Source organism: Bradyrhizobium sp. AZCC 1721 (assembly GCF_036924715.1).
Classification (GTDB): Bacteria; Pseudomonadota; Alphaproteobacteria; order Rhizobiales; family Xanthobacteraceae; genus Bradyrhizobium.
Genome location: NZ_JAZHSB010000001.1, coordinates 4,076,094 through 4,098,169, shown reverse-complemented (window position 1 = coordinate 4,098,169; position 22,076 = coordinate 4,076,094). Strand labels below are relative to the sequence as shown.

Below are 22,076 nucleotides of genomic sequence, written 5' to 3'. Positions count from 1 at the left end.
GCTGACTCAGATCAGGAAATGGTCCTCCATCCATTGCATGCCGGCGGCATTGGCCTTTGTTACGACCGGGCCGTCGGTGATGACGTGCTTTGGAATACCCTGTCCGCTCTTCTCGCCCGCGGTTACCGCGGCGACGCCGGCAATGATGGCGCCGCCGTGGATGCGGCAGGAGGGATTGCGGACGGTCGCGAACATGCGGCCTTCGCTCACCGCCTGGATCGCCGGCGGCATGGCGTCGACGCCGCCGATCAGGATGTTGGTGCGGTTGCGCGCCTTCATGATGTTGTAGGCGGCCAGCGCCATGTCGTCATTGTGGAAGAAGGCCGCGTCGATCTGCGGGTGCTTTGTCAGATAGGTCTCCCACAGCCGCGCCGTCTTCGAGACGTCCCAATCCGCGGGCTGAGTGTCCAGCACCTCGATGTTCGGGAATTGCTTCACCACCGTGTTAAAGCCCTTGGCGCGGCCCTGCGCGCCGGTATGGCCGAGCGCGCCCTGCGTCATGATGATCTTGCCCTTGCCGCCCATGGCATTGCACAGCGCCTGGGTCACCGAAGCGCCCATGAATTCATTGTCGGGCGCCAGGAACGAATGAACCTTGATCTGATCGAGCGGCGCGATCAGCGTGTCCATGTCGATCACGGGAATGCCGGCATCGATCATCTTCTGCACGGGCTGGGTCAGCGTGCCGATGCCGAATGCCTGGATGGCGACGAAATCCCATTTTTGCGACGCCATGTTATCGATCGCCGCGCGCTGCTTGACCGCGTCGAGCTGGCCGTCGAACCAGGTGACTTCGACGTTGAACAGCTTGCCCCACCATTCCGCCGCCTGCTTGCCCTGGGCGCACCAGGTCGCCTGCAGGCCAGCATTGGAGAACGCAGCCTTCAACGGTTTCTCTGAACGGGCGGCTGCCGCCAGCGCTGGATTAATACCCAGTCCCCCGAGCAGGGCGGTGGCTGCGCCAGCCGCGCCCGCGGCCTGAAGAAGGTCGCGCCTGGTCGTTGCCGTTTTGTCAGTTCCGGACATCGTTTGCTCCCTCGCTTGTCGTTTGTTATGGCCGTCGGCGTCGATTGCACGCACCGCGGATCGAGGCAGTCTTTCACACTCGGCGCGTTTGCGCCACCGAATGACTTGATCGCCGGCACTAGGACGTCCAGGGAATCGTTTCGGCCAATCGGCCGTGGTCAGGGCTGGCTATTTTCACACTGCGCTGCAACGAGGCCATCGATCTCGCCGAGCAATTTCCGCCATGCCGAGTCGATCTCGTCGGACCAGTCCGCTCCGACGATGTCGCGGAGCGTCTGCGCAATGATGCCGAAGAACGCGACGAACAATTCCCGCGGCGTGCCGTAAGCATCGTGTGATGAAACTTCCGATGCGATCAGGCGGAAATGCCCGCTACGCTCGCCGGCAAAGTCCAAGATGGCATCGATCGTGAAGGCCAGCATCGAGCCCTTGACGAGTTCGCTGCCCTCAGTCCGAAACATGGTCCGCGCTTCGGGATGCGCCTCGAACAGGCGGTGATAGACCACCGGCGTCAGATCTTCGCAGCGCTCGGCGGCCAGTTCAAAACTTCGCTCGATCGGATTTGACGATGCCGTCATTGTCGTTTGCGATCGTAGCGAAAAAAAGAGCAGGGCACCAAGCCCTGCTCAAAAATTGTGTCGACCCTTAATTTCCTCGAAAAGTGAGATTTGCTCTTGATTGTCGAGGCGACGCTGCTTGTGCGCGTCAGGGCTCCTCCCGAGACTTGGACCACCAAGCTTTGCCTGTCGGCAAGCCTGAGCCCGAATTGGTAGACCATCTTTTTCGTCTTGTCACCAATTTCGGCAACGTTTGTTCAAAATTCCAGCACTCTGCGAAATGATTGGGAATTTACGACTGAAGGTTGTGGATTTAGCTCCAATTCGCCCGGGGCTTGGTATCGGGGTAAGGCGCCCTCCAAATGATGCAAAACGCGTCGCTTTTCGCCAGCATCTCTCCTTGAAGCTGCAACATAGTTCCAGGAACCTGATCTCGACTTCGGACTCCAAGGGTGATTAAGGTCTGAAGCGGATGGGTTTGCGATGCGCCGACGGCTGAAGAATTTTCTGCCAATTGTCCTGATTGCTCTGGTGGTGCAGATTTTTGCACCGATCGGCGCATGCTGGGCGGCGAGCATCGCGGCCTCCGATCCGCTCGCTGGCGCCATCATTTGCCATGGCAATGGCGCCCCCGATGCCGGGCAGGCTGACCAAGCCAACCATCGCGCCCATGACGGATGCTGTTCGGTTTGCAGCGTGCTGCAGACAGGTGCGCCGGTCCACGTGCCGCAGACTGCGGCGATCGACGTCGATCGGGTTGCCGAGCAGGTGGCTTGGTTCGACTTTGCTTTCCGGTTGACAAACGCTCGCGCCGGCAGCCACGCGCAGGCGCGCGCGCCTCCTTCCATTTCCTGACCTCACTTGACCTTCGTCAAATGGTGCGGCCGCGGCCGTGCCAGTTCGTTCAATTGAGCAAGCCAGTCAAAGCGCTGGCGTCAGGAATGTCTTATGTACCCCCATAGTGTTTTGGGAAGCGCGAGCCTGCTTGTGCTTGGTAGTGCGCTATCCCTCACGCCGTCGAACGCGACCGCCCAGACGGCGTTGCCGGCGGTGACCGTCGACGCGCCGCGCGCGGCGACCGCCAGACCTGCGGCCCGAAAGCCGGCCGTTCGCGCGTCTGCCCGGACGCAGGTAAGGCCACCTGCGGCCAACCCAGCGCCTTCAGCGTCGCTAACCGCGGGCATTACCCCGAGCGTGGCGCGCGCGCTGCTTTACCAGGCGCCGAATGGCCAGACCGAGACGACCATCGATCGTAGCCAGTTCGACAACCGGCCGTCGTTCTCCGTGGCCGACGTGCTGCGCGAGAGCCCGGGTATCTCGGTGAAACAGGGCAACGGGCCGCGCGATATCGGCATCTCGATCCGCGGTTCCAACGCCCGAAACGGCTTTGCCATCCGCAACCTCGTGATCTTTGACGACGGCTTTCCGGTCACGCAGCCGGACGGGCTTTCCCGCAGCGACCTGATCGATCCCAAGGCCTATGGCGCGATCGATGTCATTCGAGGACCGTCGTCAGCGCTCTTTGGCAATTTTGCCACCGGCGGCGCGCTCAACTTCCGCACCCGCCCGGGGCGTACCATCGACGGGGTCGAATACGGCGTCGATGGCGGCAGCTTCGGCTATCTCAATAACTATCTCGCCGCGGGCAAGAAGGTCGGCAATTTCGAGTATTCGTTGTTCGCCAGCGACGCGCGCGGCGACGGCTTTATCCAGAATAGCTGGTTCAATACCCAGACGGTGAATTTTTTAGGCACGTTGCAGGCCACGCCCGATGACCGCTTCACCGTCAAGTTCATCAACAACAATCTCGATACAAGGCTGCCGCTCCGGCTGTCGCTCAACCAGTATTATCAGAACCCGTTCCAGGAGGGATGCGACATGGCGAGCGTCGCCGGCTGCGCCTCAGTTAACCTCCTCAACAACGGCTTCAACGGCACAAGGACTGCGATCACGGCCATCCAGGCCGGGCTCGGCCGCGAAGATCGCCGCACCATCGTCGGCGGTAGATGGGAGCACGACTTCGACAACACGACCACCTGGCGCAACCAGTTCGTGTTCGACGATCGCAATATCAGCCAGCCGACGGGAGCGACCAGCGCGATCGGCGATTTCCCGTCGTATAACTACATGAGCGACGTCACCAAGCGCGGCGAAATCCTCGGCATGGAATCGACGACATATTTCGGCGCGTTCTACAACACGCTGACCGCGTCAAGCGACTCACGCCACGTCATGCCGGGAGGCAATGCGAAGCTCGGCCTTCTGCAAAGCAATACCTGGAGCGACACCACGAACTATGGCGTTCGCGCTCGCGAGGAATTGAAGCTGACGCCGCAATTAACCGCTATTGCCGGCATCGGATGGGAAACCACGCATCTGAAGGGGATCAATTCCGCGTACAATTACGGAAACTCGCCGATTCCGATGCCGACGATCACCACGACGACCGCCGATCGGCAATTTCAGAACACCGCGCCCGAGCTCGCGTTGCTCTACAAGCTGAATCCCGAATGGCTGTTCCGCGCGCGCGTCGCCACCGGCTACGGCACCCCGCAGGTCGGAAATCTCTTCGTCCTCCCGAACGGCCAGAACGGCAACAATACACAGCTAAAGACGCAGCAGAACGTCGGTTACGACATCGGATTCGATTGGACGCCGAATAACGCGCTCAAATTCAGCGCGACCGGCTTCTACGAATTCTTCAAAAACGAGCTGGTCTCGCAAGCCACCCAGGTCGGCGCGCCCAATGCAAGCTTCACGTTCAACGCCCCGAAATCCGAACATCGCGGCGTAGAGCTGGCCGCCGACTGGAAGTTCTACCCCGGCTGGCGTTTCACGGCCGCCTACACCTATCTCGACGAGGTCTATACAGAATACACTGAGAATATCGTCAACGGCGCGACGTTCAGCTTCAACCGTGCAGGTAACAAAATTCCCGGCATCTCGCCGCACGAACTGACGGCGCGTCTTGGCTATGAGCAGATGTGGGGGCCGCTTGCCGGCCTTGGAGCATTCGTAGAAGTCCAGTGGAAGGATTCGTTCTACATGGACAACGCCAATCTCTTGAAGGCGCCCGGTTACGAACTGGTCAATCTCAACGTGCACTACAATACGGACCTCAAGTCCGACTACTTCAAGTCATTGAGCATGTATGTCGAAGTCAGGAACGTGTTCGACCGGACCTATGTGGCTTCCGCGAACAACATCGCAAATTCGGTGACGGCAGGCGGTATCCAGAATCCCGCCAGCGTATTGGCGAATACGACCGGCTCGATCTACGCGGGTTCCCCGCGTGCGTTCATCGCCGGCATGAAGCTGGCGTTCAAATGATCGGACAGCACAGGAGGAGTAAAGCCATGCTGCGAATGAGCCTGCTCGCGATGTTTGCTTTCTCGCTTTGCCAAACCGCAGCGAACGCGCAAATGAGCCATCATCAGCACGCCTCGGAAGCGGCGTGCGAGGAGACAGCCTTGCGCTGCGCCTCGAAGGTCATGCCGGCTTTCGCGCCGGATGGATCGTTGTGGCTCGCCTGGATGGCGGGAGGCCAGATATCGGTCGCGAGTTCGAAGGATCAGGGGCGCAGCTTTTCGACGCCGGTTCAGGTGACAAAAGAAAAGCTCAACCTCGATTGGGGTCCGGATGCGCGTCCGCAGATCGTCATCGACAAGAACGGCGGCATCGCGCTGGCGTTTTCGCGCTTCAGGGACAAGGCGTTCAATGGTCAGGTGCTGACCACGAGGTCGACCGATGGCGGCCAGAGCTTTTCCGAGTTGCGGCCGATTACCTCAAGCAACGAGAGCCAGCGCTTTGTCGCGCTCGGCCTCGATGCTGACGGTTCGGTGTTTGCGGCCTGGATCGACAAGCGCAACCGGGTGCCTGCGCGTGAGGAGGGCAGGAAATATGAAGGGGCAGGGCTGTTCTTCGCATCATCGAAGGATGGCGGCGCGACCTATTCCGAGACGCACCTCGCAGCCGACAACACCTGCGAATGCTGCCGGCTCGGCCTGGCGTTCGCGGGCCCGGGCCGTCCCGTGGTGGTGTTCAGGAATATCTTCGAAGGCGGTGTGCGGGATCACGCGATCATGACGTTCGCCGATCCTGCGACGCCGGGCGAGGCTCGCCGCGTCAGCAACGACGATTGGCAGATTGCCGCGTGCCCGCATCACGGGCCAAGTCTTTCGATCTCGCCCGCCGGCACTCACCACGTGACGTGGTACACCAACGGCAAGATGCGCAAGGGGCTGTTCTATGCCCGCTCGCAAGACCAGGGGCGCACGTTTTCCGATCCGCTTCCGCTCGGCCGTTCCGACCGCAATCCCACGCGGCCCTATGTGCTTGCCGGCCCGCGCGGCGCCACCATGGTCTGGAAAGAGTTCAATGGCGAGAAAACCGCGGTCAACGCAATGACGTCGCATGATGAGGGCAAGAGCTGGTCAAAGCCGGTCGTGATCGCCACGACGACTGATACGTCTGACCACCCATTGCTGGTCAGTGACGGGCAGAAGGTCTACCTTTCGTGGATGACCAAGGCCGACGGCTATCGCCTTCTACCGATCGGAGACGGTTCATGAAACGCCTCCTGCTCGCCGTCATATTCCTCGTTGCCTGTCTGGGCGCCGCGCCCGGCGCCGAGATGCCGTCCGAGCTCACGCTCAAGCCGTTCGTGCGGGGAAGCTGGCAGAACGTGCTGCGTGCGCACGCCGGACGTCCGACGCTGGTGCATTTCTGGGGCGTCACCTGCGGTCCTTGCAAGGTCGAATTGCCGCTGCTCGGACAATTCATGAAGGACCATTCCGAGATCGACGTTGTGATGGTCAGTGCCGACCTTGTTCCGAATCTGGACCGCGCAACGCGCGCGATGCTGGAGAAGGCCGGGCTGGGATCGGCGGAGAACTGGATTTTCAGCGACGGCTTCGTCGAACGCCTTCGGTTTGAGATTGATCCAGCCTGGCAGGGTGATATCCCGCGCACGCTCCTGATTGGGCGGGATGGAACCGTGACCACGATCGAAGGTTCGGCAGAAATACCGGACCTCGAAAAATGGTTGGTTCAGCAAAAGGCCGCGAAGAAATAAGGACGCAATCCCGCTATTGTGAACATGAACGTTGCATTCTCACGTTAATGCAACGGCGGCCTCGGCCGTCCGTTGTTTGGCGGCCATACTTCAGAAATCGAAAGACATCCGATGAAACCTGTCTTGCCATTGTTCGCCTTCGCCACCCTGTTTGCTCTCCTGGGCACGCCCGCACACGCCCAGGAGGTCAAGGCCGGAGACCTCGTCATCAAGCAAGCCTGGAGCCGCGCTACGCCGAGCGGTGCAAAAATCGCCGGCGGCTATCTCACGGTCGAAAACAAGGGCAGCGCGCCGGACAAGCTCGTCGGCGGCTCGGGCGATGACATCGGCAAGGTCGAAATTCACGAGATGGCGATGAACAACGGCGTCATGACGATGCGGCCGCTCGACAAGGGCCTGCCGATCGAGCCGGGCAAGACCGTCAAGCTCGCGCCGGGCGGCTATCATCTGATGCTGATGGATCTCAAGCAGCCCTTCAAGCAGGGCGACAAGGTGCCGGTCACCCTCGAATTCGAGAAGGCGGGAAAGGTGACGTTGTCGCTCGACGTGCAGGGCGTCGGTGCGCAGGGGCCATCCGGCGGTGAAATGAAGCACGATCATTCCGGGATGAAGAAATAGCGAGCGGCTTGTGTAGATGGGGTAACGGGCCCCGGTCCGCCTTCCAGGCAAGCCGCGCTTGCTACGGCGCTGTTGGGTAGCGCGCTTCGCGCGGCGTGCCTGGAAGGCGGGCGGTCGTCCCTCACATTGATGGTGTTACGGAGTCAGAGGGATGAGCCTCGCTCCAAGCATCAGGGAGAGACGACCATGGAGTATTATGCAGGAATCGACGCGTCATTGGAATGCTCGAGCGTGTGCGTTGTCGACGCTAGTGGCAAGATCGTGCGCGAGGCCAAAGTGGCGAGCGAGCCGCAAACCCTGATCGCCTGGTTCGGTTCGCTGGGCTTCGGCCTGGAACGATCGGCCTGGAGGCCGGACCCTTGTCGCAATGGCTGTTTGCAGCAATGAAGGCAGCCGGCCTTGCCGTGGAACTGCTGGAGACGCGGCACGTGCGGAAGGCGTTCGAGGCGATGCCGGTCAAGTCGGACCGCAACGATGCACGCGGCATCGCGCAACTGATGCGGCTGGGCTGGTTCCGGCCGGTGCATTGCAAATCGATGAGTGCGCAAGAGACTCGATCGTTGCTGACGGCACGCAAGCTGGTGCAATTGAAGCTTCTCGACGTGGAGAACAGTCTGCGCGGGATCCTGCGCGGTTTTGGCTTAAAGGTTGGCAAAACGAGCAGGCAGGAGTTCGCGGGACGGATCGAGGAACTCGTGGCGGGCCACCCGCACCTGCAGATGATCGCCAAGGCGCTGCTCGCGGTTCGGCATTTTTCGCGGCTTCCGGCCTTGTGTTTTCGCAGCCGATCCGGTTTCACTGCACCTCTTCCGGTAGCCCACTGATTCCTCGAGTTGTCCCATGCGGTTGTCGCGGTTTTTTCTACCCATCCTGAAAGAGAATCCGAAAGAGGCGGAGATCGTCTCGCATCGGCTGATGCTGCGCGCGGGCATGATGCGGCAGGAGGCGGCAGGCATTTACGCCTGGCTGCCGCTCGGCTTCCGGGTGCTGAAGAAGATCGAGCAGATCGTCCGCGAGGAACAGGACCGCGCCGGCGCCCTGGAACTGTTGATGCCGACGCTGCAGCTCGCCGACCTCTGGCGCGAGAGCGGACGCTACGACGCCTACGGCCCGGAGATGCTGCGCATCAGCGACCGCCACAAGCGCGAGTTGCTGTATGGGCCGACCAATGAGGAAATGATCACCGAGATCTTTCGCGCCTACGTCAAATCCTACAGAAACCTGCCGCTCAATCTCTATCACATCCAGTGGAAGTTCCGCGACGAGCAGCGCCCGCGTTTCGGCGTGATGCGCGGCCGCGAGTTCCTGATGAAGGATGCGTACTCCTTCGATATCGACGAGGCAGCGGCGCGCCGGTCCTACAACCGGATGTTCGTCGCTTACCTGCGCACCTTCGCGCGGATGGGATTGAAGGCGATCCCGATGCGCGCCGAGACCGGGCCGATCGGTGGCGACCTCAGCCACGAATTCATTGTGCTGGCGGAAACCGGTGAGTCCGGCGTGTTCTGCAACAGCGATGTGCTGAACCTGCCGATTCCGCCCGACGATGTCGATTACGACGGCGATCTGACCCCGATCATCAAGCAATGGACGTCGGTCTATGCTGCGACCGAGGACGTCCACGACGCCGCTCGTTACGAGCGCGAAGTGCCGGCCGACAAGCGCGTCAACACGCGCGGCATCGAGGTCGGCCAGATCTTCTACTTCGGCACCAAATATTCCGATGCGATGAAGGCACTGGTGGCCGGCCCTGACGGCGTCGACGTGCCGATCCATGGCGGTTCCTACGGCGTCGGCGTGTCGCGGCTGGTCGGCGCCATCATCGAGGCCTGCCACGACGATGCCGGCATCAAATGGCCGGAGGCGGTGGCGCCGTTCACGGCCGTGATTTTGAACCTGAAGCAGGGGGACGCAGCCGTCGATGGCGCTTGCGAGAAGCTTTATCGCGAGCTTCAGGCCAAGGGTGTCGACGTGCTCTATGACGATACCGACCAGCGCGCCGGCGCGAAATTCGCGGCCGCCGACCTGATCGGCATCCCCTGGCAGATTCTGGTCGGGCCGAAGGGCCTCGCCGAGGGCAAGCTCGAGATCAAGCGGCGCAGCGACGGCTCGCGTGAGAATCTCAGTCCGGCGGAAGTGGTGGCGAAGATCGCGGGATAAGATATCCACTGCGGCCGATATGTTGGCCAATACGGCCACATTTGGCCCGAATCATGGGATTATCGAGTAATGGATGAGACCATGAACGAGACGGCCCGAACTCCGCCTTTTGCGCCCTTCGAATGGCTGCTGTCTGGGCGTTACCTGCGGGCACGTCGCAAGGAAGGCTTCATTTCCGTCATCGCCGGCTTTTCGTTCCTCGGCATCATGCTCGGCGTCGCCACGCTGATCATCGTGATGGCCGTGATGAACGGATTTCGCAAGGAACTCTTGGACAAGATCCTCGGGCTGAACGGCCACATCTTGGTGCAGCCCTTGGAATCGCCGCTAACCGACTGGAAGGACGTCGCCGAGCGCATCAGCCAGGTCGATGGCATCCGCCTTGCCGCGCCGGTCGTGGACGGCCAGGCGCTGGCGTCCTCGGCCTTCAACGCCGCCGGTGTGCTGGTACGCGGCATGCGCGCTGCGGACCTGAACAACCTCACTTCGATCGCCAAGAACATCAAGCAAGGCACGATGGAGGGATTTGACGAGGGGCAGGGCGTCATCATCGGACGCCGGCTCGCCGATCAATTGTCGCTGCATGCCGGCGACACCATCACGCTGGTTGCGCCCAAGGGCGCGGTGACCCCAATGGGCACGACGCCGCGCATCAAGCCTTACAAGGTCGCGGCCGTGTTCGAGATCGGCATGTCGGAATATGACGCAAGCTTCGTGTTCATGCCGCTGCCGGAGTCGCAGGCCTATTTCAACCGCAAGGACGACGTCACCGCGATCGAGGTATTCACCAGCAATCCCGATCGAATCGACGCGTTCCGCAAGAGCGTGACGGAGGCAGCCGGGCGGCCGGTGTTCCTGGTCGACTGGCGGCAGCGCAACTCGACCTTCTTCAACGCGCTTCAGGTCGAGCGCAACGTGATGTTTTTGATCCTGACCATGATCGTGCTGGTTGCCGCGCTCAACATCGTTTCGGGCCTGATCATGCTGGTCAAGGACAAGGGCCAGGACATCGCCATCCTGCGCACCATGGGTGCGTCGCAGGGCTCGATCATGCGGATATTCCTGATCACGGGCGCTGCGATCGGTGTGGTCGGCACGCTGACCGGATTTTTCGTCGGCATGCTGATCTGCCTGAATATCGAATCGATCCGGCAGTTCCTGTCCTGGATGACCAACACCGAATTGTTCTCGCCGGAACTCTATTTCCTCTCCCGGCTGCCGGCCGAGATCGATTTCGGCGAGACCACTGCGGTGGTGATCATGGCGCTGACGCTGTCGTTCCTAGCGACACTCTATCCGTCCTGGCGCGCAGCGCGCCTCGATCCCGTCGACGCGCTCCGTTATGAGTGAGGGCGCGATGGCCGAGGAGGCGGAAGATGTACCCGTTATCTATCTCCACGAGATAAAACGCGAGTACCGACAGGGCGAGGCGACGCTGACCATCCTCAACGGCGCCAAGCTTGCGCTGTGGGCGGGACAGTCGGTGGCGCTGGTGGCGCCGTCGGGATCGGGCAAGTCGACGCTGCTGCACATCGCGGGCCTGCTCGAAAGCCCCGACGATGGTGAGGTCTATGTAGCGGGCACGCCGACCTCGCAACTATCAGATATCGACCGCACCCAGATCCGGCGCTCCGACATCGGCTTCGTCTATCAATCGCATCGGCTGTTGCCGGAATTCACCGCGCTCGAAAACGTCATGCTGCCGCAGATGATCCGCGGCCTCAAACGCTCCGAGACGATCAAGCGCTCGCAGGAGATTTTGGCCTATCTCGGCCTCGGCGATCGCATCTCGCACCGTCCGGCGGAACTGTCCGGCGGCGAACAGCAGCGCGTCGCCATCGCGCGCGCGGTCGCCAATGCGCCCCGGGCGTTACTCGCCGACGAGCCGACCGGAAATCTCGATCCGCATACCGCCGATCACGTCTTCAAGGCGCTGATGCAGCTCGTGAAGGCGACGCAGGTCGCGATGCTGATCGCCACCCACAACATGGAGCTGGCCGGCCGCATGGACCGGCGGGTGTCGCTGGTCGACGGCCGGGTCGTCGAACTCGAATAACGGCGACGTCAGTAGACGTTGCGGTACCGCCTGTTGCGAGGTCCCGACGGTCCCTGAGCCTGTGCGTAATAGGGATTGACGACGCATTGCGCCGAGCGGCCCGACGCCGACATGTTGCACTGGGCCAGCGAAGTATATCTGCATTCGTAATAGCTGATCTTGCCGTACACATGCAGGCAAACCGGATAGCTGGGATCGTACGTCTGCGCTTGCGCCGGTGCAGCGGCCGAAGCTGCGCCGATTGCCAGAATTGCCAAAGCCAGAATGCGCATTTGGAAGCTCCTTGGGTTGGCGGCCGCGGGCGGTCTGCCGCAGCCCATGCAACCTTCAGTCGCTAAGCAGACGACCCACCAACGGCCGCGTCAAATCACGTTCGCGCGTTGCAAGGGCTCGCGGTCAGTAGCCGTTGCGGTAGCGCTTGTTGCGTCGTGCCGACGGTTCTTGCGATGCATGTGCGAAATACGGATTGATCTCGCATTGCGCCGAGCGGCCCGACGCCGACATGTTGCATTGAGGCAGGGAGGTATAGGCACATTCGTAGTAGTTGATCCCCCTGTTATAAACATGCAGGCAAACCGGATAGCGGGGATCGTAAGTCTGTGCCTGCGCCGGTGCCGCTCCGACTGCCAAAATTGCCAAAGCCAAAATACGCATCAGAATCTCCTTCGGGATTGGCGGCTGCGATCGGTCTGCATTTCCGCCTTGGCGTTGAAATAGGGATTCGCAGCGCAACCCGCATCTCGCCCGGAGGCGGTTGCCTGACATTGCGCGAGCGACGAAAAACTGCAATCGCCGGCACCGGCGCCGAAATCGCAGCCCTTGACGCAGTAGGGAAACTCGCGCGCCGCCGCCGGCATCGCAACCGCTGCCGACACAGCACCGGCGACCATGAGCGCCGGCAATGCCCTTCGCATGCATCCTCCGCCGCAGCGTTTGCAATCTTCAGTCGCTAAGCAGACGACTCGCCAACGTCCGCGTCAAATCACGTTCGCGCGTTGGAATGGCCGTCGGCGGGGCGCAAACAGGGCGCAACGAGCCCTCGGTGGTGGTCAGTACCTGCCGTAGCCGGGGGCGGGCGGCAGCGCGCGGCCGGGCAGCGGGCGATAGTTGGAGGGCGGCGGTTCGCTCTCGCCGACATAATAAGGATTGGCGATGCAGGTGAGAAAGCGTCCCGATGCAGTCGCCTGGCACTGCTCGTAGCTCGTGAACGTGCAGTAGCTCAGCGCCGGATACTCGTCTCCCTGAAGGCAGAACGGATATCGAGTGCCGACCGCTTCGGCAGGCGCAGCGCCGATAGCTGTCAATCCGATCGCGGTCAGCACAGCCAGAATCGCTCTACGCATTTCGAATCTCCCTCACGGCGCATCGGCACTTCGCGTTCCATTCTGATCGACACAAGCCGCAGCTCTGCAATCCCGTCAAGCCAATCCGCCTTGCAATACCGCCGCAAAACTAAAATGTGAATTTTTTGCGGCGAGGCTCGGCGCAATGTTTCAAAAGATGCCTGCAGGACAACATTAACTTACGTTCACACTGAGGCCGTTTGATGTGCGTTGTTGCAGTGAGGTTACAGCAATTCGAGCTGACGATGCTATGAGCATGCCACGGCCTTGGGGGCTGTCAAAAAAGGAACGGGAATAAGAATGAAGAAGGTTTTGCTTGTTACGGCCAGTCTGATCGCGCTCGGCGCGGCTGCGCCGGCTGTTGCTGCTGATCTCGCTGCGCGCCCTTACACCAAGGCGCCCCCGATGGTCGCTGCTGTGTATGATTGGACCGGATTCTACATCGGTGCGAACGGCGGCTATGGCACGAGCCGCAATAGCTGGAATCTCCTGCCGGGCGTTGGCACTTTCGGCGAAGGCTCCCATGACGCGGACGGCGGCACGATCGGTGGCCAGATCGGCTATCGCTGGCAGGCTGGCACCTGGGTGTTCGGCGTTGAAGCGCAGGGCAACTGGGCCGACTTCCAGGGCAGCAACCTCAGCCTGCTCGATCCCACGGTTCGCAACGAATCGCGGGTGAATGCGTTCGGCCTGTTCACTGGTCAGGTTGGTTATGCCGTCAACAACGTCCTGCTCTACGTCAAGGGCGGTGCGGCTGTGACCTCGAACGAGTATCGCAGGTTCGACGTTCCTACCGGCGCACTGCTGGCTACGACCAATGACGACACCCGCTGGGGCGGCGTGGTCGGCGCAGGCCTCGAATACGGCTTCGCCCCGAACTGGTCGGTCGGCGTCGAGTACAATCACCTGTTCATGCAGGACCGTACCTACGCCTTCACCACGCCGGGTGGCGCGTTCGCCGGCAATGTTCGCATCGACCAGGACGTCGATCTCGTCACCGCCCGCATCAACTATCGCTTCGGCGGCCCGGCCGTCACGAGGTACTGATCTCGCGCGCGACCTGCGACCAACATCGAAGCCCCGGGACCTTCCCGGGGCTTTTTTTATTGGTGTGGCGCGCCGGTTAACCAAGCCGGAATTGTCGTAAGACGCGCCGTGAGACGGACTTGACTCCAAGAACAAAAAAGGAACAATGTTCCTCATATGTTCTTTGACCGTGGGAGTCGGATCATGTTGCGGATGTTCGTGGAAGAGGCGGCGGCGCTGGCGTCGATTACGCTGTTTGTCGGGATGATCGCGGTGTGGGCGCAGGTGATCCCGCAGCTTTGAGGCGGGGCGGAGAACCGGCCCGATTCGGCTTGCGACGGGCTGGGGAAAAGCCGGATGGCGGGTGCGCAAGCGGCGTTCCGCGTGGACTCCGTCCGGCCAAGGCATCACCATTGCGGCGGCGAGTCGGCGCGCACCCAGCGGCCGATGATCGCTCCTAACCATATGCGAGAGCCTGTTAAGCGACCATGTCCAGTGCCGGATTCGTTCATCTCCACGTTCATTCGGCCTATTCGCTGCTGAAGGGCTCCATCAAGATCGCCAAACTCGGCGAACTGGCGAAAGCCGATCGCCAGCCGGCGCTGGCGCTGACCGACACCGACAACATGTTCGGAGCGCTGGAATTCTCCGACAAGATGGCTGGCTACGGCATCCAGCCGATCGTCGGCTGCGAGCTCGCCGTCGATTTCGGCGACCAAGATCCCAACGCCCGCAATTCGCTGGCTGCCACGCCGTCGCGAATCGTACTGCTGGCGGCGCGCGAGCGCGGTTACCGCAGCCTGATGCGGCTGAACTCGCGGGCGTTTCTGGAAACACCGGTCCATCAATCCCCGCACATCAAGCTCGAATGGCTGAAGGGCGATGCCGAGGATTTGATCGCGCTGACCGGCGGCCCCGACGGTCCGATTTCGCTGGCGCTCAACGCCGATCACACAGCGCTTGCAGCCGCGCGTATCGACCGGCTGGCGGGCCTGTTCGGCGATCGCCTCTATGTCGAATTGCAGCGCCATGGCATCGACAAGGAGCGTCGCGTCGAGGCCGGCCTGATCGATCTCGCTTACGCCAAGGGCCTGCCGCTGGTCGCGACCAACGAGCCATATTTCGCATCGAACGACGATTACGAGGCCCATGATGCGTTGTTGTGCATCGCTGGCGGCAAGCTGATCGCCGAGACCGACCGCGAGCAGCTCACCCCTGATCACCGCTTCAAGACCCGCGCCGAAATGGCGGTGCTGTTTGCCGACATTCCGGAAGCGCTGGCCTCCACGATCGAGATCGCCGAACGCTGCTCGTTTCGGCCGAAGACAAGAAAACCGATCCTGCCGCGTTTCACCGTCGGCGCCGATTCGGGCTCCGACGCGGCAACCGAAGAAGCCGTGGAGCTGAAGCGTCAGGCCGAGGCGGGGCTCGCACGGCGTCTCCAGGTTCATGGCCTGTCGCCCGGCGCGACGGAAGAGGAATACCAGAAGCGTCTCGCCTTCGAAATCGACGTCATCAACCGCATGAACTATGCGGGCTACTTTCTGATCGTCTCGGACTTCATCAAATGGGCCAAGGCCCACGACATTCCGGTCGGTCCGGGCCGCGGCTCCGGCGCCGGCTCGCTGGTCGCGTACGCGCTCACCATCACCGACCTCGATCCCATTCGCTTTGGGCTGCTGTTCGAGCGCTTCCTCAACCCCGAACGCGTCTCGATGCCGGACTTCGACATCGACTTCTGCCAGGACCGCCGCGGCGAGGTGATCGACTACGTGCAGCAGCGCTATGGCCGCGATCAGGTGGCGCAGATCATCACCTTCGGAACGCTGCAGGCGCGCGGCGTGCTGCGCGACGTCGGCCGCGTGCTGCAGATGCCCTACGGCCAAGTCGATAAGCTGACAAAACTTGTGCCGCAAAATCCTGCCGCGCCGGTGACGTTGGCGCAGGCGATCGAGGGTGAACCGAAGCTGCAGGCGTTCCGCGACGAGGACCCGGTGGTCGCGCGCGCCTTTGACATCGCCCAGCGCCTCGAAGGACTGACGCGCCACGCCTCGACCCACGCTGCCGGCATCGTGATCGGCGACCGACCTTTAAGCGAACTGGTGCCGCTCTATCGCGATCCCAAGTCCGACATGCCGGTGACCCAGTTCAACATGAAATGGGTCGAGCCGGCCGGGCTCGTGAAGTTCGACTTCCTCGGCCTGAAGACGCTGACCGTGCTTGACGTCGCGGTGAAACTGCTCAAACAGCGCAACATCCATGTCGACCTGGCGACGCTGCCGATCGATGATGCGCCGAGTTACCAGATGCTGGCGCGGGGCGATGTGGTCGGCGTGTTCCAGGTGGAAAGCCAGGGCATGCGGCGCGCGCTGATCGACATGCGCCCCGACCGGTTCGAGGACATCATCGCGCTGGTGGCGCTCTATCGCCCGGGTCCGATGGCCAACATCCCGACCTATTGCGCGCGCAAGCACGGCGACGAGGAGCCGGAATATCTGCATCCGATCCTGGAGCCGATCCTGAAAGAGACGTTCGGCGTCATCATCTACCAGGAACAGGTGATGCAGATCGCGCAGGTGATGGCCGGCTATTCGCTCGGCGACGCCGACCTGCTGCGCCGCGCGATGGGCAAGAAGATCCGCGCCGAGATGGAGAAGCAGCGAGCGATCTTCGTTGCCGGCGCCGTCAAGAACGGCGTGCCGAAAGGGCAGGCGGACACGATCTTCGAACTGCTCGCCAAATTCGCCGACTACGGCTTCAACAAGAGCCACGCCGCGGCTTACGCGCTGGTGTCCTACCACACCGCCTACATGAAGGCGCATTACCCGGTGGAGTTTCTGGCGGCGTCGATGACGCTCGAACTCAACAACACCGATAAGCTCTCGGAGTTTCGCGCCGAGGCGCAGCGGCTCGGCATCAAGGTCGAGGCACCGAACATCAACCGTTCGGGCGCCACCTTCGAGGTCGGCGAAAAAACCATCTACTACGCGCTCGCGGCGCTGAAGGGCGTCGGCCTGCAGGCGGTCGAGCAGATCGTGGAGGAGCGCAAGAAGGGCGCCTTCACCTCGCTTGCGGATTTCGCCGCCCGCGTCAATCCGCGCGCGATCAACAAGCGCATCATCGAAAGCCTCGCCGCGGCCGGCGCATTCGATACGCTGGAGTCGAACCGTGCCCGTGTCTTTGCCGGGGCGGACGCGATTCTCGCCGCCTGTCAGCGCAGCCACGAAGCCGCAACGATCGGTCAGAACGACATGTTCGGCAATGCTGCCGACGCGCCGACCATCATGCTGCCGCAGATCGAGCCCTGGTTGCCGGCCGAAAAACTCCGCCGCGAATACGATGCCGTCGGCTTCTTCCTGTCTGGCCATCCGCTCGACGACTACGCCACCGTGTTGAAGCGGCTGCGGGTGCAGTCCTGGGCGGAATTCTCGCGTGCCGTGAAGACCGGTGCGACGGCGGGCAGGGTTGCGGCCACCGTGGTGTCGCGCATGGAGCGCCGCACCAAGACCGGCAACAAGATGGGCATCATGGGCCTGTCGGATCCGACCGGACATTTCGAGGCCGTGCTGTTTTCCGAAGGCCTGGCGCAATACCGCGATGTGCTGGAGCCGGGGGCGGCCGTATTGCTGCAGCTCGGCGCCGAGTTGCAGGGCGAAGACGTGCGCGCGCGGGTGCTGCATGCCGAGCCGCTGGATGACGCCGCGGCCAAAACCCAGAAGGGCCTGCGGATTTTCGTTCGCGACACCAAACCGCTGGATTCGATTGCGCGGCGGCTCAACATGCCTGAAGCATCGGCGCAAAACGGTTCGGCCAAGGGCCTGCCGGCGAAGCCTGCGCCCGCGCCGTCGGGGGGCGCTGATGGCGACGTCTCGCTCGTCATCATGCTTGATCTGCAGACCGAGGTGGAGATGAAGCTGCCGGGCCGCTTCAAGGTCTCGCCGCAGATCGCGGGCGCGATCAAGGCGGTTGCCGGCGTGGTGGATGTGCAGACGCTGTAGGCGGGCCGGAGCGGCGCGGATAGCGCTTGGCTGAGACGATATACTGCCAATTTGTGTCAGCATCATCGCCGTGATGGCCGCGGCCCCCTGCAGCTTGACGCGAGATAGACCAAGGTCGCCCTCGTTTGATCCAGATCAATTCGCTATGTCACGCCCGCCGGGTAGGGTTGCATTCCGGGAGGATGGAGCGTGGCGCAGACCACCAAACACCATGCCGATCAGGTGCAGGCGACAGTCGCGCATGGCTCGGCTGCCACGTCAGCTGTGGTTGCTTCCTGGCGCCGGTCGTCGAATTTTCATCGCCTCGACCCCGCCGAATGCAATCTGCCGCGCCGATTGAGCCAGGCCGAATTCGAATTGGCGCGCCGGCAGATCGAGCCGCTGGTTCGCGCCGCGCAATCCAATCTCGACCGGCTGTTTCTTGCCGTCGGCGGCGTCGGCTGTTGCGTGCTGCTGGCTGATCGCAACGGCGTGCCTGTCGACCGGCGCGGCGCCGCGTCCGACGACGAGACGTTCAGGGCGTGGGGTTTGTGGACCGGGACGGTCTGGAGCGAGGAGTGTGAGGGCACCAACGGCATCGGAACGTGTCTGGCCGAGCAGCGCGCGCTCACCGTCCATCGCGACCAGCACTTTTACGCGCGCAACACGCTTTTGAGCTGCACGTCGGCGCCGATCTACGACCACGAGGGCAGGCTGGCCGCCGCGCTCGACGTGTCTTCCTGCCGCGCCGACCTCACGGAAGGGTTCGTCAATCTGATTGCGGTGGCGGTCAGCGATGCCGCCCGCCGGATCGAGACGGAGAATTTCCGGCTGGCGTTTCCGAGCGCCCGCTTCCTGTTTGCGCCCGACATCAATCGCGGCGGCGGGCTGATCGCGGTCGATGCCGATGACCTCGTCATCGGTGCAACGCGTTCGGCGCGGCTGGCGCTCGGCGACGCGGGATTTTCTGAAGAAGCCGTTGCCGGCGGCGGACCTGCTCGGCGGCGCGTCCAGTCCGGCTCGCGATCTCGACCAGGCCGAGCGGGCGGCCGTGCAGCGGGCGCTGGCGCGCAGCGGCGGCAACGTTTCGGCCGCCGCCGAGGCGCTCGGCATCAGCCGCGCGACCCTGCACCGGAAGCTGCGGCGCCTCGACCTCCATCGCGCTCACTAAAGATTCTCCCGTTCGACTGTCGCAGTTCTGCGACACACGCCCCCGCGATCCGGTTTCGGTGGGCAGACAGCAAAACCGGCCTTCGCCATGGTTTTTTCCGAGCGCCGCATTCAGCGACGCCATAGCGAGGAACAGCCATGAACAAGGTCGAATTTTCACGAACTGCGAAGGCCCCGTTCGAAAGGCGATACGGGAACTACTTCAACGGAAAATGGGCCGAGCCGCGCTCGGGCCGCTATTTCGAGAATTTCTCGCCGGTCAACGGCCGGCTGCTTTGCGAGGTCGCGCGCTCTGACGACAAGGACATCGAAGATGCGCTCGACGCGGCGCACGCTGCCAAGGAAGCCTGGGGCCGCACCAGCGTCGCGGAACGCGCGCTGATCCTGAACTGTATCGCCGATCGCATGGAGGAAAACCTCGATCTGCTTGCGCTCGCCGAAACCTGGGACAACGGCAAGCCGATCCGCGAGACCACCGCTGCCGACATTCCGCTCGCCATCGACCATTTCCGCTACTTCGCCGGCGCCATCCGCGCCCAGGAAGGCAGCCTATCCGAAATCGATCACGATACCGTCGCCTATCATTTCCACGAGCCGCTCGGCGTCGTCGGCCAGATCATTCCCTGGAACTTCCCGCTGCTGATGGCGTGCTGGAAACTCGCGCCGGCGTTGGCTGCCGGAAACTGCGTCGTGCTGAAGCCGGCCGAACAGACCCCGGCGGCGATCATGGTGTGGGCAGGCTTGATCGGCGACCTCTTGCCGCCCGGCGTGCTCAATATCGTCAACGGCTTCGGCCTAGAGGCCGGCAAGCCACTGGCCTCATCGCCGCGCATTTCCAAGATTGCCTTCACCGGGGAAACATCGACGGGCCGGCTGATCATGCAATATGCCAGCCAGAACCTCATTCCGGTGACGCTCGAACTCGGCGGCAAGTCGCCCAACATCTTCTTCAAGGACGTCACTGCCGAGGATGACGAGTTCTTCGACAAGGCGATCGAAGGCTTCGTCATGTTCGCGTTCAACCAGGGCGAAGTCTGCACCTGTCCGAGCCGCGCGCTGATCCATGAATCGATCTTCGACCGCTTCATGGAGCGGGCGTTGAAGCGGGTCGAGGCGATCGTGCAGGGCGACCCGCTCGATCCAGCGACCATGATCGGCGCGCAGGCATCTTCCGAGCAACTGCACAAGATCCTGTCCTATATCGATATCGGCCGCGGGGAGGGGGCGCAGGTGCTAACCGGCGGGGCGCGCAACGAACTGCCGGGCGACCTCGCCGGCGGCTTCTACGTCAAGCCGACGGTGTTCAAGGGCAACAACAAGATGCGCATCTTCCAGGAAGAGATCTTCGGACCGGTCGTTTCGGTCACGACCTTCAAGGATGACGACGAAGCGCTCGCGATCGCCAACGACACGCTCTATGGTCTCGGCGCCGGCATCTGGAGCCGCGATGGGAGCCGGCTCTACCGCTTCGGCCGCGCCATCCAGGCGGGCCGCGTCTGGACCAATTGCTATCACGCCTATCCGGCACATGCCGCATTCGGCGGTTACAAGCAATCGGGTGTCGGCCGCGAGACCCACAAGATGATGCTGGACCACTACCAGCAGACCAAGAACCTCTTGGTCAGCTACAGCCCGAAGAAGCTCGGCTTCTTCTGACATCCTTCTGACTTGGGCGACGGCGTTGCGCGGGGCACTTCAAACCCGCGCAACGACGTTTCGCGAATTCAAGAAGTTGTCATTGCCTTTTTCGATGCCGACCTACCCGAAGCCGTCATTTAATCGAGTCGAGGGGGAACTGTGCTGCATCACGGGAGTATTACCTGAAATCGCAGTTACGGAGGTCCGCCATGAAAGTCAAAGACGCGATGCACAAGGGGGTCGACTGGGTCAACCCCGATACGCCTATCACCGAAGTCGCGAAACTGATGCGAGAACATGACATCGGCTGCATTCCGATCGGAGAGGACGACCACCTGGTCGGGATGGTCACCGATCGCGACATCGTCTGCAAAGGGCTTGCGGACGGCAAGTTCGACCCCAGCCGTGCGAAGGCGCGCGACGTGATGACCGAAGGCATCCATTGCTGCCGCGAGGACGATGACCTTGCCAAGGCCGTCCATCACATGGAGACGCTGCAGGTTCGCAGGTTGCCGGTGATCAACAAGAGCAAGCGAATGGTCGGCATGATCAGCCTGGGCGACGTCAGCCGTTCGGCGCCCAATGATTTGCTGGCCGGATGCGTGAAGAGCGTTGCCGCCCATCACTGACGCGCGGCAGCCCTCGCGCTAACGGGTACAGCCCGCGTCGAGATCGACGCGGGCGTCGGCATGATCGAGCGGCCTCAATCGTGCGTGCTGAAGTGGCCGCGCCAGGCCTTGGCGTTAAGTCGCGCGAATTGCTCGCCGTCCATGCGGATCAGCGTCGCATGATCGCCGGCCTCCATGTAGATATCCCGTCGCGGGTCGATGCTGTCGTCGACGATGACGTCGAGCCCATAGCACTCGCCAACCGGCGGGATCGCTCCAATGTCGCAGTCGACAAACAGCTCCGCGATCTCTTTTTCGCTCGCCAGGTCGACCTTGTGGCCGAGCTGACTTTTCAGGGTCGACAGATGCAGGTGATGGGAGGCCGGAAGAACGGCCATCATGTAGCCGCCGTCGCGGCGCAGCACGACGGCCTTGGCCAGCGCATCGCCCGGCACGTGGCAGGCTTCTGCTGTGCGCGTCGATGACTTCGTGGGGGCATGAGGGATCACGTCGTAGGTGACGCTTTGATCCAGGTATTTTTGCAGGGTTGGGGCGACGGTCATGACGATTTCCTCCATTGCATGGGCATTCCGCACACCGGGAGGAACTCGCGCAGTCGCCTCACGATGCGGGCGAACACGATTAGGATGGAAGGATACGCCCGCCGGGCGGCCGCGACAATGCGAATCTCCGTGCCGGAACCGGGCGGCGAGGGCGTTCGGGCTCGATTTGACTTGCAGCATGCCTTGCTGAGAGCGCATTTGTTCAAGAAAGGTTCAGCTTAACGCGCGTCTCATACAGCGCGGGCGGAGACAGGGTGGGA

19 protein-coding genes and 2 pseudogenes are annotated in these 22,076 nt (G+C 62.3%); 14 read left to right on the top strand and 7 right to left on the bottom strand.

The genetic code is table 11. From position 1 onward, the window contains the following. Window positions 1-6: 6 nt before the first annotated feature. Window positions 7-1,026: a sugar ABC transporter substrate-binding protein gene (locus V1273_RS19605; protein WP_334362966.1), complete on the bottom strand. Its 1,020-nt coding sequence runs from the start codon at window positions 1,024-1,026 to the stop codon at window positions 7-9. 158 nt (window positions 1,027-1,184) lie between these two features. Then, the gene (locus V1273_RS19600) at window positions 1,185-1,604 is read right to left on the bottom strand and encodes a globin (protein WP_334382065.1); all 420 of its coding nucleotides are present in this window, start codon (window positions 1,602-1,604) and stop codon (window positions 1,185-1,187) included. A 462-nt stretch (window positions 1,605-2,066) separates the two neighbouring features. Here V1273_RS19600 and V1273_RS19595 point away from each other — a divergent pair, with 462 nt between their 5' ends. From V1273_RS19595 to V1273_RS19555, 9 genes and pseudogenes are all read left to right on the top strand, one after another. Then, window positions 2,067-2,438 carry a DUF2946 domain-containing protein gene (locus V1273_RS19595; protein WP_334382066.1) on the top strand — a complete coding sequence of 124 codons (372 nt, stop codon included), beginning with the start codon at window positions 2,067-2,069 and terminating at the stop codon, window positions 2,436-2,438. A gap of 93 nt (window positions 2,439-2,531) precedes the next feature. Next, the gene (locus V1273_RS19590) at window positions 2,532-4,913 is read left to right on the top strand and encodes a TonB-dependent receptor family protein (protein WP_334410600.1); all 2,382 of its coding nucleotides are present in this window, start codon (window positions 2,532-2,534) and stop codon (window positions 4,911-4,913) included. A 26-nt stretch (window positions 4,914-4,939) separates the two neighbouring features. Then, window positions 4,940-6,154: a sialidase family protein gene (locus tag V1273_RS19585; protein WP_334410599.1), complete on the top strand. Its 1,215-nt coding sequence runs from the start codon at window positions 4,940-4,942 to the stop codon at window positions 6,152-6,154. Continuing rightward, on the top strand, window positions 6,151-6,657 hold the full coding sequence (locus tag V1273_RS19580; protein ID WP_334382069.1) for a TlpA family protein disulfide reductase: 507 nt from the start codon (window positions 6,151-6,153) through the stop codon (window positions 6,655-6,657). The genes V1273_RS19585 and V1273_RS19580 overlap by 4 nt, the downstream gene beginning before the upstream one ends. Before the next feature lie 111 nt (window positions 6,658-6,768). Beyond that, window positions 6,769-7,275, top strand: coding sequence for a copper chaperone PCu(A)C (locus V1273_RS19575; protein WP_334362960.1), 507 nt, complete (start codon window positions 6,769-6,771; stop codon window positions 7,273-7,275). Between the two features lie 186 nt (window positions 7,276-7,461). Next, window positions 7,462-8,024 (top strand): annotated as a pseudogene (locus tag V1273_RS19570) (IS110 family transposase); the annotation flags it as partial. A gap of 91 nt (window positions 8,025-8,115) precedes the next feature. Then, window positions 8,116-9,435, top strand: a complete 1,320-nt coding sequence (gene proS / locus V1273_RS19565; RefSeq protein WP_334362959.1) for a proline--tRNA ligase — start codon at window positions 8,116-8,118, stop codon at window positions 9,433-9,435. Window positions 9,436-9,504: 69 nt separating this feature from the next. Next, the gene (locus V1273_RS19560) at window positions 9,505-10,785 is read left to right on the top strand and encodes a lipoprotein-releasing ABC transporter permease subunit (RefSeq protein WP_334362958.1); all 1,281 of its coding nucleotides are present in this window, start codon (window positions 9,505-9,507) and stop codon (window positions 10,783-10,785) included. A 7-nt stretch (window positions 10,786-10,792) separates the two neighbouring features. Further along, complete coding sequence (locus V1273_RS19555; protein WP_334362956.1) at window positions 10,793-11,491, top strand: ABC transporter ATP-binding protein; 699 nt, start codon at window positions 10,793-10,795, stop codon at window positions 11,489-11,491. A gap of 8 nt (window positions 11,492-11,499) precedes the next feature. Here V1273_RS19555 and V1273_RS19550 read toward each other — a convergent pair whose 3' ends face one another. From V1273_RS19550 to V1273_RS19535, 4 genes are all read right to left on the bottom strand, one after another. Then, window positions 11,500-11,763, bottom strand: a complete 264-nt coding sequence (locus V1273_RS19550; RefSeq protein ID WP_334362955.1) for a DUF3551 domain-containing protein — start codon at window positions 11,761-11,763, stop codon at window positions 11,500-11,502. Between the two features lie 124 nt (window positions 11,764-11,887). Next, entirely contained in the window at window positions 11,888-12,145 is a 258-nt protein-coding gene (locus V1273_RS19545) for a DUF3551 domain-containing protein (protein ID WP_334362953.1), read from the bottom strand. Further along, a complete protein-coding gene (locus tag V1273_RS19540; RefSeq protein ID WP_334362952.1) occupies window positions 12,145-12,405 on the bottom strand; it encodes a DUF3551 domain-containing protein in 261 nt (86 codons plus the stop codon). Before V1273_RS19540 ends, V1273_RS19545 begins: the two co-directional genes overlap by 1 nt. Window positions 12,406-12,540: 135 nt before the next feature. Then, window positions 12,541-12,834 (bottom strand): DUF3551 domain-containing protein, encoded by a 294-nt coding sequence (locus tag V1273_RS19535; protein ID WP_334362951.1) that lies wholly within the window; start codon window positions 12,832-12,834, stop codon window positions 12,541-12,543. Window positions 12,835-13,134: 300 nt separating this feature from the next. Here V1273_RS19535 and V1273_RS19530 point away from each other — a divergent pair, with 300 nt between their 5' ends. From V1273_RS19530 to V1273_RS19505, 5 genes and pseudogenes are all read left to right on the top strand, one after another. Next, complete coding sequence (locus tag V1273_RS19530) at window positions 13,135-13,881, top strand: outer membrane protein (protein WP_334362950.1); 747 nt, start codon at window positions 13,135-13,137, stop codon at window positions 13,879-13,881. Window positions 13,882-14,348: 467 nt separating this feature from the next. Further along, on the top strand, window positions 14,349-17,858 hold the full coding sequence (gene dnaE, locus V1273_RS19525) for a DNA polymerase III subunit alpha (RefSeq protein ID WP_334410598.1): 3,510 nt from the start codon (window positions 14,349-14,351) through the stop codon (window positions 17,856-17,858). 189 nt (window positions 17,859-18,047) lie between these two features. Beyond that, a pseudogene (locus tag V1273_RS19520) lies at window positions 18,048-19,008 on the top strand (helix-turn-helix domain-containing protein). Window positions 19,009-19,145: 137 nt separating this feature from the next. Beyond that, window positions 19,146-20,663 (top strand): aldehyde dehydrogenase, encoded by a 1,518-nt coding sequence (adh, locus tag V1273_RS19510; RefSeq protein WP_334410597.1) that lies wholly within the window; start codon window positions 19,146-19,148, stop codon window positions 20,661-20,663. 191 nt (window positions 20,664-20,854) lie between these two features. Next, window positions 20,855-21,274, top strand: a complete 420-nt coding sequence (locus V1273_RS19505; protein WP_334362945.1) for a CBS domain-containing protein — start codon at window positions 20,855-20,857, stop codon at window positions 21,272-21,274. Window positions 21,275-21,348: 74 nt separating this feature from the next. On the opposite strand, the gene V1273_RS19500 is transcribed toward V1273_RS19505, so the two are convergent. Continuing rightward, on the bottom strand, window positions 21,349-21,816 hold the full coding sequence (locus V1273_RS19500) for an aminoacyl-tRNA deacylase (RefSeq protein ID WP_028345827.1): 468 nt from the start codon (window positions 21,814-21,816) through the stop codon (window positions 21,349-21,351). Window positions 21,817-22,076: the final 260 nt, after the last annotated feature.